Annotated in this window: 14 protein-coding genes; 9 read left to right on the top strand and 5 right to left on the bottom strand. The window is 47.6% G+C overall.

Features of this window, described 5'->3' with window-relative positions; all coding sequences use genetic code 11:
* Positions 1–15: 15 nt before the first annotated feature.
* Positions 16–3,675, bottom strand: a complete 3,660-nt coding sequence (locus tag N836_RS77015) for a hybrid sensor histidine kinase/response regulator (protein ID WP_200867407.1) — start codon at positions 3,673–3,675, stop codon at positions 16–18.
* Positions 3,676–3,948: 273 nt separating this feature from the next.
* On the opposite strand from N836_RS77015, the gene N836_RS76470 reads away from it, so the two are divergent.
* A complete protein-coding gene (locus tag N836_RS76470; RefSeq protein ID WP_023072330.1) occupies positions 3,949–4,095 on the top strand; it encodes a hypothetical protein in 147 nt (48 codons plus the stop codon).
* A 289-nt stretch (positions 4,096–4,384) separates the two neighbouring features.
* Here N836_RS76470 and N836_RS50110 read toward each other — a convergent pair whose 3' ends face one another.
* Positions 4,385–5,308, bottom strand: a complete 924-nt coding sequence (locus tag N836_RS50110) for a sucrase ferredoxin (protein ID WP_023072331.1) — start codon at positions 5,306–5,308, stop codon at positions 4,385–4,387.
* A gap of 296 nt (positions 5,309–5,604) precedes the next feature.
* Between N836_RS50110 and N836_RS50115 the strand changes: the two genes are divergently transcribed.
* Entirely contained in the window at positions 5,605–6,786 is a 1,182-nt protein-coding gene (locus tag N836_RS50115; protein ID WP_023072332.1) for a glutamate--cysteine ligase gcs2, read from the top strand.
* On the opposite strand, the gene N836_RS50120 is transcribed toward N836_RS50115, so the two are convergent.
* Positions 6,783–7,592 (bottom strand): DUF3598 family protein, encoded by an 810-nt coding sequence (locus N836_RS50120; protein WP_031292546.1) that lies wholly within the window; start codon positions 7,590–7,592, stop codon positions 6,783–6,785. The genes N836_RS50115 and N836_RS50120 overlap by 4 nt on opposite strands.
* 92 nt (positions 7,593–7,684) lie before the next feature.
* On the opposite strand from N836_RS50120, the gene N836_RS50125 reads away from it, so the two are divergent.
* Complete coding sequence (locus tag N836_RS50125) at positions 7,685–8,179, top strand: GNAT family N-acetyltransferase (RefSeq protein ID WP_023072334.1); 495 nt, start codon at positions 7,685–7,687, stop codon at positions 8,177–8,179.
* A 50-nt stretch (positions 8,180–8,229) separates the two neighbouring features.
* The gene (locus N836_RS50130) at positions 8,230–8,976 is read left to right on the top strand and encodes an SDR family oxidoreductase (RefSeq protein ID WP_023072335.1); all 747 of its coding nucleotides are present in this window, start codon (positions 8,230–8,232) and stop codon (positions 8,974–8,976) included.
* A gap of 15 nt (positions 8,977–8,991) precedes the next feature.
* On the opposite strand, the gene N836_RS50135 is transcribed toward N836_RS50130, so the two are convergent.
* Positions 8,992–9,666, bottom strand: coding sequence for a LuxR C-terminal-related transcriptional regulator (locus tag N836_RS50135; RefSeq protein WP_023072336.1), 675 nt, complete (start codon positions 9,664–9,666; stop codon positions 8,992–8,994).
* 100 nt (positions 9,667–9,766) lie between these two features.
* Here N836_RS50135 and N836_RS50140 point away from each other — a divergent pair, with 100 nt between their 5' ends.
* Both N836_RS50140 and N836_RS50145 read left to right on the top strand, forming a co-directional pair.
* Positions 9,767–10,243, top strand: coding sequence for a DUF6220 domain-containing protein (locus N836_RS50140; protein WP_051394555.1), 477 nt, complete (start codon positions 9,767–9,769; stop codon positions 10,241–10,243).
* Positions 10,233–11,063, top strand: a complete 831-nt coding sequence (locus N836_RS50145; RefSeq protein WP_235071079.1) for a sulfurtransferase — start codon at positions 10,233–10,235, stop codon at positions 11,061–11,063. Before N836_RS50140 ends, N836_RS50145 begins: the two co-directional genes overlap by 11 nt.
* 121 nt (positions 11,064–11,184) lie before the next feature.
* On the opposite strand, the gene N836_RS50150 is transcribed toward N836_RS50145, so the two are convergent.
* The gene (locus N836_RS50150) at positions 11,185–11,352 is read right to left on the bottom strand and encodes an NblA/ycf18 family protein (protein ID WP_023072339.1); all 168 of its coding nucleotides are present in this window, start codon (positions 11,350–11,352) and stop codon (positions 11,185–11,187) included.
* A gap of 373 nt (positions 11,353–11,725) precedes the next feature.
* On the opposite strand from N836_RS50150, the gene N836_RS50155 reads away from it, so the two are divergent.
* The 3 genes from N836_RS50155 (at position 11,726) to N836_RS50165 (ending at position 14,908) form a co-directional block, all read left to right on the top strand.
* The gene (locus tag N836_RS50155; protein ID WP_023072340.1) at positions 11,726–12,025 is read left to right on the top strand and encodes a pirin family protein; all 300 of its coding nucleotides are present in this window, start codon (positions 11,726–11,728) and stop codon (positions 12,023–12,025) included.
* A gap of 50 nt (positions 12,026–12,075) precedes the next feature.
* The gene (locus N836_RS50160) at positions 12,076–12,612 is read left to right on the top strand and encodes a dihydrofolate reductase family protein (RefSeq protein WP_023072341.1); all 537 of its coding nucleotides are present in this window, start codon (positions 12,076–12,078) and stop codon (positions 12,610–12,612) included.
* 718 nt (positions 12,613–13,330) lie between these two features.
* Entirely contained in the window at positions 13,331–14,908 is a 1,578-nt protein-coding gene (locus N836_RS50165; protein ID WP_023072343.1) for a tetratricopeptide repeat protein, read from the top strand.
* Positions 14,909–15,126 lie beyond the last annotated feature (218 nt).

The raw sequence follows: 15,126 nt of genomic DNA on the forward strand, positions 1-15,126 counted from the left end.
TTCAGCGAACCCTTTTCACGAAATTATTGTCTCATCGGCTAATAGTTCTTTGATTGATAAGACTAACTGTTTGAGCTTAACTGGTTTACTGAGATACAGGTTAGCCCCAGCCGCTAGACATTGTTCTCGATCTCCTTTCATGGCCAGCGCTGTCAGCGCAATGATGGGGGTTTGAGCCAAATCAGGAAGTTGGCGGATGTGTCGGATGGCCGTCAACCCATCCATCTCAGGCATCTGAATGTCCATAAGAATGACATTTGGCGGTTCAGCCTGCGCTAGTTCAATGGCCTCTTGACCATTATTGGCTACTTGAATGCGATAGCCTTTGGCACGTAGATAACTGGATAGGGTGATGAGATTGGCCTCGTTGTCTTCTGCCAGAAGAATGAGGGGGGCAACGATGGATTGTTCGATATTAGGGGTTGCTAGACTAGACTCTGGCTCAGCTTTAGAGATGGGATCACTACGCTCTGAGAGAGTTGTATAGGGCAGCTCAATGATAAAACTACTGCCCACACCGACCTCGCTGATAACGGTCACCTGCCCCCCATGGAGTTCAATAATCTGTTTTACCAGAACTAAGCCAAGCCCGGTGCCCTCGAATTGTCGATTGAGATCATTGCCAATCTGGACAAAGGGCTGAAACAGTTTTTTCAGATTTTCTGGGGCAATGCCAATGCCGGTATCAGTCACGGTAAATCGCAGCTGTTTTTGGCTGTGAGTTCCGTTTGGCGATAACGGCATGACTTCAAGGGTAATGTGTCCCCCTGTGGGCGTAAATTTTACGGCATTGGTCAGTAGGTTAATCAAAACCTGCCGCATCCTCCGTTCATCGACCGTAACATCCGGTAAGCTGGTAGGCAGTTTCAAATTAAACTGAATTTGTTTTTTAAGAGACTGTTCTTTGACAAAGGCCAAACTAGAGTTGCAGAGATGCGTCACTGCAACTGGAGAATATTCTAACTCGACAAGTCCTGATTCAACCTTGGCCAGGTCTAGAATATCGTTGATCAGTGCTAGCAAATGCGTTCCACCCCGTTCAATAGTCTGTAGCGCTTTTAGTTGTTTCTCATTAATCTGACCGATAATCTTTTCTTGGAGTACTTCGGTCATCCCGAGAATCGCATTCAAAGGAGTGCGCAGTTCGTGGCTCATATTGGACAAAAAAGTACTCTTGGCTAAGTTGGCTTTCTCTGCTCTGATCCGGGCAGCTTCTGCATCGTCACGGGCGACCTGTAAATCTTGCGTTCGTTCTTCGACCAGTGCTGCCAAAGCACTCCGTTGCTGCCTAAGACGGGCTGTCCGACTTTGTAGGATACCCCAGAAGATGAGAATTACGGCCAATCCATATAGTAGATAGGCCAAGGGCCGCTGATACCAGGGCAGTTCGATGGCGAACGCAAACGCCTCGCTGTCACTTTGTACGCCATAAACATTACGGGCTCTGATTTGGAAACGATAGTTGCCCGGAGGGAGGTTGGTGTATTCTCGACTCGCCTGTTTTTGCCATGGAGACCAGTCCGCATCAAAGCCTTCCAAACGGGTCTGATAGCGGGTGTATTTCTCGTAGCCTGGAAAGGGGGCGGCGTAGGCGAACTGGAAGTTGTTCTCTGTATGTAAAAACGATTGGTTGTTGTTTAATAAAGGACCATCTCCCCCATATACTAAGGTGTCACCTTGACTCACCTCTCTGATCAATGTCTTAAAGTCAACAGAGGGTAACGAGTTGACCCGACGGTCATATTGAATTAGCCCTGAATAGGTAGTAAACCAAACAACATTGCCATTCGTACTGGGGTGGATATGATGTATCTTCTTGTCTGCCAGTGGCTGAAATAGGGTCTTCTCTATCTGGTAGGTGCCATCCGGTTGTGGTGTCGCCAGACGTAAATTTTTTCTCCCCTTTGACATGATCCAAACCCGTCCATCTAGGTCTGGAACTACATAGGCAGCGTCCTCTCCAAATCGCTGATCGCGTTGAAATCGTTGCTCAGCTTCATCCCACACGAAAATACCATGATCAGAGGTAGACACTAGTTGACCGTCAATCCAGCTCACCCAGAAAAAGTTTTTGTTATTGCTTGGCAACCCAGACGCAATTTCAATTGTTTCGACCAGCGGTGAATCAAGGTTAGGCCATTGAGGAAAGCTGAGTCGATAAACTACGGGTTTATTCGTACTGATCCATAGCCGATGTTGATCATCTTCGGCCATACTGTGAACAAATCCATCAAACCCTGACAGCTTACCTGCCTCCTGCCAAAGGCCATCATTGTCTCGCCGCAGTAATTCGATTCCTTTTTGGGTGCTCCAATAGGAAGCGCCAGCAAATAACAGGTTTTTATCGCGGGCAGCCGGGTGTAGAAATGCGATCGCAGAACTCCCTGTGGCTCTTTTCAACACAGGCACGACCTGTCCGTCCTGCAGCTGGTAAACCCCAAAATAGCTAGCCAACAAAAGCTGTCCGTCTACTTCGCGCACATGTTCAACACCCTCAATACCCTGGCTACCCGGCACTGACTGGAAACTACGTTGGGTCTCATCCCAATAAGAAAAACCAAGCCCCCTGCCAACATACAAGCTACCCTGATGTTCAATCGAGGTGTGGGGATATTCCCCCAGTCCCAATCGGCTATCGTACCAGGTAAAAGGAGAGACGGTTTCTATGCGATCAATTTTGTTGCCCAGGAGTCCAAACAATGACCACAAAGTCCCCTGGGGATCCAGGTAAAGTGTCTCGATGTCGTCACCAGCTAGTCCTTTGCGGTGGTTAAGCTGTTGTATTAATTTACCCTGGCGGTCGATCACAAAAAGGCCCTGCCCCAGAGTATTCAGTGCAAAATTGCCATTGGGTAGAACCGCTCCTGGCCAGGAGAGGCTGGTTAAAATGCCGTCTAATTCTGTTTTGAAGGGCTGAAAACGACTGCCATCATATAAAAAGAATTTTTGCGAAGCATCACCCACTAAAAGACGCTGCTCATCATAGGGTAACAGGGTATAGATAATGTCATCAGCGAACCGGGCACCATCAGGTACCAGCACCAACTCTTCATCCTCCATCTTTAGTAGACCCTGCCCACCTTGCCATACATATAGTTGATCTTGGACCAAAAAGGAACTTCGGAATCCCTCCCCCTCGGCCTCCCATATTTTCATCGCACCGTCCCTTGGAGACCAACGGACTAAGATCGAAACGAGATTAAAATAAATATCCTGTCCAATGGTGTGAACCCGCCATGCGCCGCCGTTCTCCTTCTGGTATTCAGGGGGCAAGCGCTCATGCAGTGAGACATACTGCATCTGTCCCTGGGCATTCGGTTCCAGGTAGCCAAAATCATCGACAGCGGCGACATAGATCTGGCCATCTGGATGTTTGCTAAACATCCAGGGTTGCATCTTGGCTTGTAGTGTTTTGGGAATATCGACTTGACGCCAACGCACACCGTCATAGGCGGCGATACCGTTGTTTGTCAGTGAGATATAAAGGATACCATTGTCATCCTGTATGACACCCTTGACAAAATTATCGACGGGGATTTCATCCATCTGGTACCCAGTAATGGGTGGCAGACCAGGCGATATGGCGGCGGAGAGCCTCTGAGCCGATAGTAAATAAGACGCAAGAAACAATAGGGACAGGAGAGATTTGTGCCAGGGCGTTTTAGAGAGACACATAGAATGTTGGAGCTGTCAATGATTCAAGCTATGAATTTTCAATGATGACTAGTGGTAGATTTACAATTAATAATAAGTAGTCTCTTAAGAATTACACCCTGAGTAAGCTTTTATTTATAAAGTTATGATTTTTATCGCTCATCCTAAGAAAAATCGAAGTTCTCACACATTCATTGCCTTAATTGGATTATATTTTTTTCATATTTCTCCCCAAAAGGTATTACTCATAGCGAGATAGATGAGTCTCGTTATGAGTAGTAGGTTTACCAACTGTTGAAGAATTGCTTTGATATCAATGATTTCAGGCTGCCGATTGAACTCACAGCGGCCATAGAAATTGATATGTTGCCAGGCAACTGGCGATATCTGGCTGATCAGGACAATCCTGGCCGCATTCCCTCTGCTACCACTGTGGGGTAAGGAATCAGACAAGCTGTGTCGCAGCCTGGGTCAACCAGCGAGCACACTTGCGTCATACCTGTTGTTTATATTCTGCTTATATTCAGTTTTGAAGCGAAGCTTGCCGAAATTGTTATGGGAAAAGGCTCTGCGTAGCGGGTGATAGCTTTCAGCTCGATTCAAAGGTGCTGGACATTTTGATGCAGGAGCACAAAATCAACGCAATCTAGCCAGTAGGGACTGTTGCTCATGGGATCGTACTCTGACAACGCCTGTCGATTCTTATGCTTGCGGGCAGCTATCTTCTGCCTTATCCTGTCTTACGCTGCATTAACGGCGTTAAGCTTGCTGGTTTGTCCGATGCTGGTTGATAACTCAGCAGTTTGTTGTTTTCAAACTCAGCGGTATATCGCTGTGGACCGTGTTTTGGTAATTGAAACCGAAGTTCAGCCCATAGATGGCCTTGATTTTGGTTAAGAATATGGCCCGCTACTTGTGCCTGCAGCCATTCCCACTGATAGTGTTTGAATAGCTCGGCTTCTAAAATCTGGAGCGGCTTAGGTAACAGACTCCACCCTCGATAGGTGGAGAGTAACGGTTCGATGTCTCCTTGCTGGGTCAATAAGCGGTGTAAAGCATCCTGGTTGAGGTTGCCGTAGTAGCGCCCCTGGGGAAAGTCAATCAAGGTGGGGGCAAATCGATGGCCGCCAATGTGGCTGATTTGCCAGGGATGAACCTGCTGGGTAAGCCCTAGCTGTTGGATGGTTGCGATCGCATCCTGGTAAAACGGATAGCCATATAGACCGCAGCACTCATTGTGGCTGGCATGGGTACAAATCATCAGGTGACGTTGACCAGCCTGGGTGAGACGCTGACCCACGCGCCTATTATTCTGCCAAAACTCCGCTAACGCCGGAGCCATCTCCGCTGCGCTATCGACCTGAATCTCCCAGGTTTTATAGGTGCCCTCCAGCTGCTTGCCTGCATCACTCGATCGCTGAAAAATCAACATGCGCCGCTGGGTTTGAGCCGGTGTCTCCTGATTGGCAATCAGATGCACTCGCACACCCAAGCCCAACAGCGGTTTCAGCAGCTGCCTTAAGGTCTCGGGTACACCAGGCGATAGCAGGGCTGGCTTCTCCCAAGGCTGAGGCGTTTCCAGCAGAATAAATGTATCGGCAGGGACCGCCGTACCAATTAGAGATTCAGATAAAGCAAATGACGCCGCAGACATGGTTGATTGTGAAAACGTTCTGTCGCGCCGACATCTATCGATGCAGACGCTAACTTAATGATATCTATTTTCATTAAAATCGTGATATTTAAAAGGTAAGTTTTTGGTTGGAATACCTTCTATGGGCAAAGTCTATAGGGCTAAATGCCTTTAAAAAGTACTTGTAAGCCCTTACTTTCGTTCAAGTAGCCACACCTCAACACTTAGCTATTGACAATAAATTTTGTTTTTGAGGTAACCTGATGCAGCTTCTGCTGTTGATTATTAGAAGCAATTACACATCAAGGTGCATCACTATGAGTTATCTATCCACTGAGCAACCAGCGAGTCGCTACCGATTTGGTTTAGAGCATGAAGTTGCCTTTTGGGAGCAAGCCACGGATCAATTTGCCGATTTTTCCAATACGTCTTTCGAACGGCTAGCTGATTTGATTGCGCAGCTGCCTGAATATGACTCTGATTATCCGCAACTGCGGATTGGGGATGCGGGCATAAAACGCAAGCGTTGGTATATCGAGGGCTATGAGCGATTTTCTGAAAGCGGGGAGCTGACGGGCTGTATGCCGAAGGGGATTGAAATTCGGACCACTCTCCAGCCCACCATTGCTGGCGTTGTCCAGGAACTCCGTGAGAGTTTTGCACAGCTTTGGGAGGTAGCACTACCAGCGGGGTTATTGCCGGTATTGACCAGTTTTAACCCAGTGCAGACAGAGTTTGTGCCCAAGCCTCCTCTTAATTGCTATGAAACCGAACGACGGCAGGCCTCCCCAGAAAAACAAACGGCGCATATTCCGATGATGACCTACGGACCGGATCTAAATTTTTCGATTCGGGGGATGTCCACTGAGGCATTGATTCAGGCTGGTCAAAAATTAACGTACTACAGTCCGGCTATTGTTCCCTTTAGTTTTAGCTCGCCGTTTTATGGACAACAACGCTGGTCAGGGTTATCAAAACGGACCCATGTGCGTACAGGTCAGCGGCCAGCCGCCATGGTATTTGTTGAGCATACTGACGAACTGATTGCCAGTTCCCCCTCACTGACTAAAATTGCCCGACTGCCGGCTGAAGTGGGACGGATTGAATTTAAAGCCTGTGACAGCTGCGGTGACTTTGCCCTCTATGGTAGTCTGCTGGCTTTGCTCAAAGGGATTGTGCTCGATCAAAACTTGCCAGGAGTGGCCCTGGTGCCAGATGCGGCCAGACATCAGCATGCAGCCCTCTACGGTTTTCGAGATCCCGAGTTACGCAATCAAGCCTTGACGCTTTTGGCAGCGGCAGATCGGGCTTTACCCCAGGACCATGAGCGTGATCTGTTGCAACCCTTGTGGCAGCTGGTTGAGCAACAGATCACCCCGGCCCAGGTCATGTGCGATCGCTGGCAGGCTGGCGAGAGTTTAGGCCATATTCTCAGCCAGGGCTATAGCCAGGAATTAGCCACACTCCAGCAGACTAAACTGCTCTCATACCCCCGTTAAGCGACTTTTTCTTCTTTGATCCAGGTTTGCTGGGCCCAGCTACCATCGGCTGCATACTCGCGGGTTAGCCGCAGTCGCACCGTTGGCTCAATTAACCAACCCACTTCACATCGGAAGGCTGTCTGCCGCTGGATATGCTGTGGACAAAGGGATGAGCCACCGTTAGGCAAAAACAGCAGTTGATACCCGGTTTCAAATAATAGACGGGAGCCCTGTAGTTGGGCCTGGGATTGACCTGTGGCCGGGCCAGCTCGCCAGGTTTGGGTAATTGTATGAGGCGATGTTTGTGAGACCGTTAGCTCTGTTGCCAAAGGCTGTGAAACTGACCAATCCGTGCGGTAGGTAATCGCCTCACCCCGCCAGGTACCTAGCAGCTGATCTAGGGAGAGTTTGGATCGCACGACATCGGATGTTCCTTCGCGCGTTTCTCGAATCAGCACCAGGTCAGACAGCTGACCACCGGGTGCAAACAGCTGTACCAACCTAAAACGCGCATTGGATAAGGTTAAGCCAAATTCCGTTCCAAACTTGGAAAAGGGACTCCACTGAGTTGATCCTTTGGTAAACGAACCATCCTCACAAAACAGACTACTCTGGTTGATGCTGACAAATTCTGACTGTGTTTGCTGGAGAGGTTGTCCGGCGGGGTAGCGGTTAAGTTGAAAGCGTGCGCTTGATTTGCTGGTGCGCTCCAGGGTCAAACACGAGGGCACGTCGCTCATTTCGGTACCGTCCGCTGTCAGCTTGGTAAAGCTACCTTTCCAGATTCCTTCGTTTTTAAACAGGTTGTCCCACTGGTTTGGCATATTGAATCCCACGTGCAACCCTTCCATTTTTACCCAGGTATGGAAAGAGACGCTAAAAAAGTAGCCGTAGTTGATGTCTGAGAGGTGAACTAATGATGATCTTGCGTGCGGCTACACCGGATGATTTGGCGCTGCTACTGCACTGGGATGAGCAGCCCCACGTGGTGGCCTCTGATCCAACGGATGATTGGCACTGGGAGCTGGAGCTGAGCCGCTCACCGGATTGGCGTGAGCAATTGATTGCTGAACTCGACGGGCGACCGATTGGAGTGATTCAAATTATTGATCCGGCCCGTGAGGAGAGCCACTACTGGGGGGATATCGCAACAAATTTACGCGCCATTGATATTTGGATTGGTGAGGCTTCTGACCTGGGCAAGGGCTATGGGACTCAGATGATGCAGCTGGCGCTGACCCGGTGTTTTGCGGACCCGGCTGTGACGGCTGTATTGCTTGATCCGTTAGTTAGTAATATCCGAGCACATCGATTTTATGAACGGTTAGGCTTTGAGCGCATTGAGCAGCGTCGGTTTGGTGAGGATGATTGTTTTGTTTATCGTCTGAGCCGTAATGACTGGCATGATTAATAGGATAAAAGACTGATAGTAATTACAGAATTCACTCACCGTTGCGGATTATGGAAAATGTTATTGTCATCACCGGGGGTAGCCGTGGCATTGGAGCTGCAACGGCTTATTTGGCTGCAGACCGTGGCTATCGTGTGTGTGTGAACTATCGCAACAATCATGAAGCGGCAAGTGCTGTGGTTGACAAGATTAACCAACAGGGCGGGCAAGCAATTGCGATCGCCGCGGATATTGCCATTGAAGCCGATGTTGTCACTCTCTTTAACACAGTAGATAGTCGGCTGGGCAACGTTACTGCCCTAGTCAACAATGCCGGTATTTTAGAACAGCAAACACGGCTAGAAAACCTGGATGCCGACCGTCTGAACCGCGTCTTTGCAACCAATATTACCGGAGCATTTCTATGTGCCCGAGAAGCGATTAAACGCATGTCCACCCGCCATGGTGGCCCAGGGGGAGCGATTGTCAATGTCTCGTCAGTGGCGGCTCGTCTAGGTGCACCAGGAGAATATGTTGACTACGCAGCATCTAAAGGAGCGATGGACACCATGACCCTAGGATTAGCCAAAGAGGTTGCTACAGAGGGAATTCGGGTAAACGCAGTGCGTCCAGGCTTCATTTATACAGACATCCATGCCGATGGGGGTGACCCCAACCGGGTTGACCGGATTAAAGAATCTCTGCCCATGAAGCGAGGTGGACAGGCAATGGAAGTTGCCCAGGCCATCCTCTGGCTATTGTCAAACGAAGCGTCCTACACAACCGGCACCTTTATTGAAGTCGCTGGCGGCAGGTGACCAGAACCTACTTCCTCAGGACACTAGCTGTGCCACCATTTCAGCTCGTGATGAGACCTTGAGTTTCCGAAACATCCGTTTCAAAGCTTGTTTGACTGAGTTCTCTGTAATCCACAGCTCTGCCCCGATCTCCTTGTTGGTCATGCCTTGAGCAACTAGTTTGGCAATTTGAGCCTCCCGAGGAGTCAGACAATCATCTTTGAACTGAATAGGAGCTGGCTGGGTCTGTAGTACAGCTAACCGTGTTGACACATGCAAACACAGGGCGTTTAAATCCGCTAGATTTTCAGCGGTAAATTTAGGGTCCTGACGGTGTCGCGTCACAGCGATGCCGCCTACCAGCTGTCCCTGACTAATAATCGGCCCCACCATCACATGACCATGGTCAGCGCGGGGACAAATTGTTTGCCAGACCCCTGGAGGCAAAATCACCTCATCGTGAACCGCCGCATGTTTCTGAACCAGATACCGTAGAACAGGATTATGGTCCAAAGATAACGCTTTTTTAAGCATTAATGGCGAGCTATCATTAATACTGGGCAACTGGTCTAAAAAATATAGACTTCGACGCTTAGCCGCAAAATATTGACCCACCTCCATCATAAAAGCCTGGTGCAGCTCTGCTTTAGTCTGTGTCTGGGCAATAGTTTGAAATAAGCTCTGTAGGGAGGCTTTGATGAAGGTTTCCATATAATTTATCTCTTGCCGCTAGACAAAAGTGTACCCGATCGAGGTCTAGTCGACAGGGCAAGGGGACGCTTAGGGTGGAGGTGTTGTGCACTAAACATGTATGAGCTCTTCATCCTCATCTGAAGCGATAGATATTGCACCGATGATCGCTGAAACAACTCGTCAACCTCGATTCGGCATTGTTGGTTTTTATGTTGTGACCGTTCTGTTTAATATTTGCCTGAGTGCGCAACTGTTGACAGTTGGTGTGGCTTATTTTGAAAACCCTAGCTGGTGGCAAGCGCATGTATGGTTGGTCAGGGGATACAGCGGGTTATCCCTGATTTTGTTGGTATGGGTCTACAGAATGACCTGGCCTCGACGAATTCGCATACTGACAGTAAGTATGTCTGTTTTGTTAGGGCTACAGTTTTTGACAATTCATTGGCACCCACCGTTTCTACCAGTGCCCTTAGCCATTGTTCATCCCTTGCTGGGTTTCTCTGTATTTTTGGTATCTTCCACTTTGGTTCATCGGGTCTGGCGAATTGTGTCACCGAGGCCAACTGCTGATTTCTTAGGAGAAAATGATGACTGACTATGCTTATCCCAATGTTCTCGTCGATACTCAATGGCTGGCCGATCATCTGGATGATCCCAATGTGCGGGTTGTAGAACTGGCGATGAGCCCAGATCTGCTCACCCATATTCCAGGAGCTATATTTTGGAGTATCTTTCCTGACTTGAGTCAGTCAGATATGAGCATCAAGCTGGATCAAACGGCGATCGAAAACATACTCTCTCGATCTGGTATTACCCCTGAGACAACAGTAGTCGCCTATGGTAGTGACATAGCGATCGGCGGTGTTGTTTTCTGGTTACTGACCCTATTTGGCCATCAACATGTGAAGGTTTTAAATGGCGGACATCAGAAATGGATAGCGGAATCTCGCCCGGTTACGGCTGAGTTCTCAACGTTTGCACCCACTCAGTACCAGGCTAAGCCCCTGGATTCTAACTTACGGGTCTTGCAACCTGAAGTAGAGGCATCTTTAAAGCATCCTGATCAAGTCTTGTTGGATGTGCGCACGCCTGAAGAGTATCGTGGTGAGGTCTTCATGATCAAGCCTCCGGAAGGTCAGGAGCGGGCGGGGCATATTCCTGGAGCTGTGCATGTAGAGCATAGCGATACAGTTAATGATGACGGCACATTTAAATCATTTGATGACCTTAAGACTCTCTATAGCCAACAGGGAATTACGCCGAATAAAGAGGTGTTCCCCTACTGTGCCATTGGCGGACGTTCGGCGTTTATCTGGTTTGTTTTGAAATACTTGTTGGGTTATCCAAACGTGCGCAATTACGATGGCTCATGGAATGAGTGGAGTCGTTTATCTAATGGACTGCTAGAGCCATAAAGAGATAGTAATTATTTTGCATACGTAAAGTGAATTATAGAGGTCCAGGCAGTGTGCTTGGACCTCTCATCATGCTTACGGCACGTATCCTACCTCCATAGCCAGACCCACTTTTTTGCTCTTAATCATTTTTGAGCAAATGTTTGACCAAGTTATCTTTTACCATCATTTGTTGCATGACCTTAAGTACATAATTCTGGGCATCTTCGCGCGAAAGATGGCGTACTTGCTCTTTCAACACCTGTAACTGAAACTTCTGTTCTAACGTTAATTCACCTGGCATATCCATACCGTATACCTCATCTGTAAAGCACAACAAACAAAATAATAAAAATCGTTTTCCACAAGAATTGATCGTTTGCTGAACTCAACGATCGATTTCATTTAACTGAGATTTTGTAAATAAGAGAAAACAAGCCATGGAGTATGGCTCCTCCAACTATTTGAGTAATTGTACTATGTAAATTATTTTCAAGTTGATTTGACATCCCCACTAACTGGCTGACTAAATTTCTTAGCTGTCAATGTGCATTGTCTAAAGATAAATTTCCTAAGTATTCGAGAATATTTTGTAAATTCGAGAGATATAGGGATTTTTTTTAGGATTTTAGTTAGAGGAAATTGGTAGTTAGGGGGCAAACATTTACCAATAACCGTTGGCAATGAATGATATTACAAATATGCCTGTTATTCAAGGATCCATATCGGTGGGTAGGCTTGTCACCAGTGTAACGCTTGTAGGGCTAGTGTTTACAGGTGTCAGAATTACACTAGGGGCCGGAGATTCCATCAGCTATGATATTGCCACTGGTCGTTACAGCTGGGTACAGGTGGCCCGAGGGATTATTATGCTCAATGGCAATGAACTGCGTGAGGGTGATGGCATCCAACTTGTAGGAGCTAAGGCTTTAACCATTGAGGCGCAAACTGGAGCTGAGCTATTGTTGTTTGATCTGGCCTGACGGTCATTGACCTACTAATATCTGACAACACCTACTAACGCCTGATAACAATGGCTAACTACGTTTATATTGCTACCAGCCTCGACGGTTTTATTGCCACCCCTGACGGTGGGGTCGACTGGCTCGACGAAATCCCCAATCCTGAGCAGAGTGACTTTGGCTATGGTGAGTTTATCAGCCATATCGATGCTATTGTCATGGGCCGCAACAGCTTTGAAAAAGTCCTTACGTTTGGTGACTGGCCCTACAGCAAACCTGTTTTTGTTTTGAGCAATGCTTTAAAGACTGTTCCTGAAAATTTAGTGGACACTGTCGAAATTGTCAGTAGCACGGATATCAAAACCCTTGTTCATCAGTTGAATAAACAAGGATACCAAAATCTATATATTGATGGCGGTCGTACAATCCAAAGTTTTTTAGCGGAGGATATGATTGATGAGCTGATTATTACCAGGGTACCAATCCTGCTGGGCCAGGGTATTCCACTGTTTGGTACGCTGAGTAATTCACTTCAGTTTCAGCACGAAAAAACTGAACTGTTTAATAATCTGTTGGTAAAAAGTGCCTACCGCCGACTCAGAGAATAGTGGCTACTGTGGACACACAAGCGATCGCAAATAGCATTTATGGTTGCCTAATCCCCTCTAACTCTCCTTGGGTAAGTGGTAGGGCTGGAGCTGCCACCCTCATCTGATGCTTTAGCGCCTGGCCAAAGGGGTTGGAAGTAGGATTGACAGGAGTTAATGCAGAATATTGAGATTCAACATGGGATGTATATACACGGTAGGAAAATAGCGGACATTCTACTTTTTCTCCGTTGGATATATATCTATTTTGTAAACTTGTCGTATTCAGACATGAGAACCCAGATTAGGGAGCATTTCAAATAATATCTCTGTTTTTCCTGAGACCGACAGTTTGCCACTGTTAAATTTAGCCAAAGATCTGACTTACCAAAACTCACACGAATTGTAGATTGTTAGCGTTAGTTAAAAACTGGTGATTTAGGTTTTTGATCGTAAGTAGGAAATCCCAGTTAGGAATCAGGATTTTATCAGATCCAAAAATGTTTCTGCAGAAGCATTCCATGGAACGCCTGTAGGGCAAAAGATAGGACCTAATTGAATCCTCATTTTTTAGTTATTAGATAGATATCGTTAGATACCACGACTTCTTTAAATGTATTCATCCGATAAAGGGTAGGGCTAAGGCTAAGGCATTCAACAGCTTGTTTGTATCTTATAAAAATTAAGTTCGCTTACTTAAACGCTTGTTAATAGACAGTTTCTAAATTAAATCTTTGTTATGCTAACTCTCTTTTTGAAGTCCATCTTTGGCGGTAGTGTTGTTTCAATTTCGTTGCTTTGTCTAGGAAGTGCTGCTTTAGCACAGCCTGTTGAATTTAGTCGGGCTAGTCAGCTAGCAGATATTGCCTTTGGCTATGGGCTTGCCAATCGGGCGGATAAAGCGATGCCGCTGTTGGAACAGGCCGCCACCTATGAGGGTGGAGACTGCTCTGAAGCCAATGTCTGGTTAAGGATTGGGGTGGGTTACCAGGCCGTGAATCAGCCGAACAAAGCAGAAGAGTTTTTCACTCAGGCCGTAGAGATCGCCCGAGATCGCACCCTCGAAAACTGTGCATCTAGCGGCACCTCACCGAATGAATCCTTGCTCAACCGAGCCGAAAATTATGCAGAGGCCGGTCACCTGGACCTGGCTTTAAACATTGCCAACCGGGTCGATTACCTTTTTCAGCCAATCACAATGGCGGAGATTGCTGGAGAATTTTACGATGCTGGCCAGCAGGCCGAGGCCGAGCAGCTCGTCATGCAAGCTGTTGAAATAGCCCAACAGAGCCCAACAGAGCCCATAGTTTATCAGATGATTACCCTGATAACTATGGCAGAACAGCTCACAGAATTAGGGCAGACAGAACTGGCTCAGCTGGTTGTAGAGACCAGTAAACTCAAACAGCCTGAGGCATTTGAAGTCCCCGATTCCTTTGCAGCGACTTTGTATAACTTTCATATGCTGCGTTTAGCCAGACTGTTGGTAGACCTCGACCAGCCGCAGCTGGCCCTCAGTATTGTGGATGATGTGGTCCCCAATATTCAGCCCTTGCCAGAATTTCCCTTGGATGCGGTGAACAACTGGATAGACGCTGCTGTACTGTACAACACATTGGACAGCGACCAGGCCGAGACGCTCTGGGCAACCATTAATAACCACATACAGCAAATAACCAATCCACAGGAACTGGCTTCTGCACAACGTTCTTTAGTGCAAGGGTATACGGAAATGGGTGACTTTGAGCAGGCCAAGACCCAAGCCCAGGCGATTGAGAATACCCGTGAACGTCAGGTGGCCCATGAGACCATTGCTAGCGCCTATGCCAGGGCAGGGCAAGTTGAGGCCGCAAATAGTTTAGTGCAATCAATGGGCAATCCCCAATCTGTGCGACGCTCTCTGGTGCGTGTCTACCTGGATACCGAGCAGTATGACCAAGCCGAGCAGCTGGCGCAGCAGCCTGACATGTTAGAGGCACTACCTGAGATTGGCTCTAGGTATTGTAAGCTGGGTCTGTTTGAGCGTGTGGTTCCCCTCATTGACCTGAGTCCGTCGGCAGATGGGTTGCGAAGCTGTGCAGCGATCGCATTTGCAAAACAGGGAGAGATTGAGCGAGCATTAGAACTCACTGAAACCATTGCAGATCCAGGAAATAGGTCTAACACACTAGTGGCGATCTCAGCTCAATACACAACCGAGCCGGTGTCCTGGCAACGGCTCATCGGCTGGTTACCAAAGTCAGTCAAAACCTGGCTGGGTGTCCATGACTCCGCCAAAGCTGTTGAACTGCTCGATCAGGCCCTCGAACTGATCTAAGAAATGGGGATCAAATCCTAAACAAGTTTAGACAGGGCAACGCTCCCTCATTCTGTTTCAAACAATATTTCTGTTTTTGCTGAAATCGGTAATCTGTAGCTGTTAAATTTAGCAAAAGATCTGACTCAACAGAACACACACTGATGGGGTGTTGTTAGCGTTAGATTGAACGCTAGCGACCTAGTTTTTTGATCATAGACACTTGCCAATAGACAGTT

This window comes from Leptolyngbya sp. Heron Island J (assembly GCF_000482245.1).
Classification (GTDB): domain Bacteria; phylum Cyanobacteriota; class Cyanobacteriia; order Phormidesmidales; family Phormidesmidaceae; genus Leptothoe.

Bases quoted from the DNA above. Each gene is read 5' to 3' on its own strand.
- N836_RS77015 (WP_200867407.1), bottom strand. From the start codon at position 3,675: ATGTGTCTCTCTAAAACGCCCTGGCACAAATCTCTCCTGTCCCTATTG.
- N836_RS50110 (WP_023072331.1), bottom strand. From the start codon at position 5,308: ATGTCTGCGGCGTCATTTGCTTTATCTGAATCTCTAATTGGTACGGCG.
- N836_RS50115 (WP_023072332.1), top strand. From the start codon at position 5,605: ATGAGTTATCTATCCACTGAGCAACCAGCGAGTCGCTACCGATTTGGT.
- N836_RS50120 (WP_031292546.1), bottom strand. From the start codon at position 7,592: ATGCCAAACCAGTGGGACAACCTGTTTAAAAACGAAGGAATCTGGAAA.
- N836_RS50125 (WP_023072334.1), top strand. From the start codon at position 7,685: ATGATGATCTTGCGTGCGGCTACACCGGATGATTTGGCGCTGCTACTG.
- N836_RS50130 (WP_023072335.1), top strand. From the start codon at position 8,230: ATGGAAAATGTTATTGTCATCACCGGGGGTAGCCGTGGCATTGGAGCT.
- N836_RS50135 (WP_023072336.1), bottom strand. From the start codon at position 9,666: ATGGAAACCTTCATCAAAGCCTCCCTACAGAGCTTATTTCAAACTATT.
- N836_RS50140 (WP_051394555.1), top strand. From the start codon at position 9,767: ATGAGCTCTTCATCCTCATCTGAAGCGATAGATATTGCACCGATGATC.
- N836_RS50145 (WP_235071079.1), top strand. From the start codon at position 10,233: ATGATGACTGACTATGCTTATCCCAATGTTCTCGTCGATACTCAATGG.
- N836_RS50150 (WP_023072339.1), bottom strand. From the start codon at position 11,352: ATGGATATGCCAGGTGAATTAACGTTAGAACAGAAGTTTCAGTTACAG.
- N836_RS50155 (WP_023072340.1), top strand. From the start codon at position 11,726: ATGAATGATATTACAAATATGCCTGTTATTCAAGGATCCATATCGGTG.
- N836_RS50160 (WP_023072341.1), top strand. From the start codon at position 12,076: ATGGCTAACTACGTTTATATTGCTACCAGCCTCGACGGTTTTATTGCC.
- N836_RS50165 (WP_023072343.1), top strand. From the start codon at position 13,331: ATGCTAACTCTCTTTTTGAAGTCCATCTTTGGCGGTAGTGTTGTTTCA.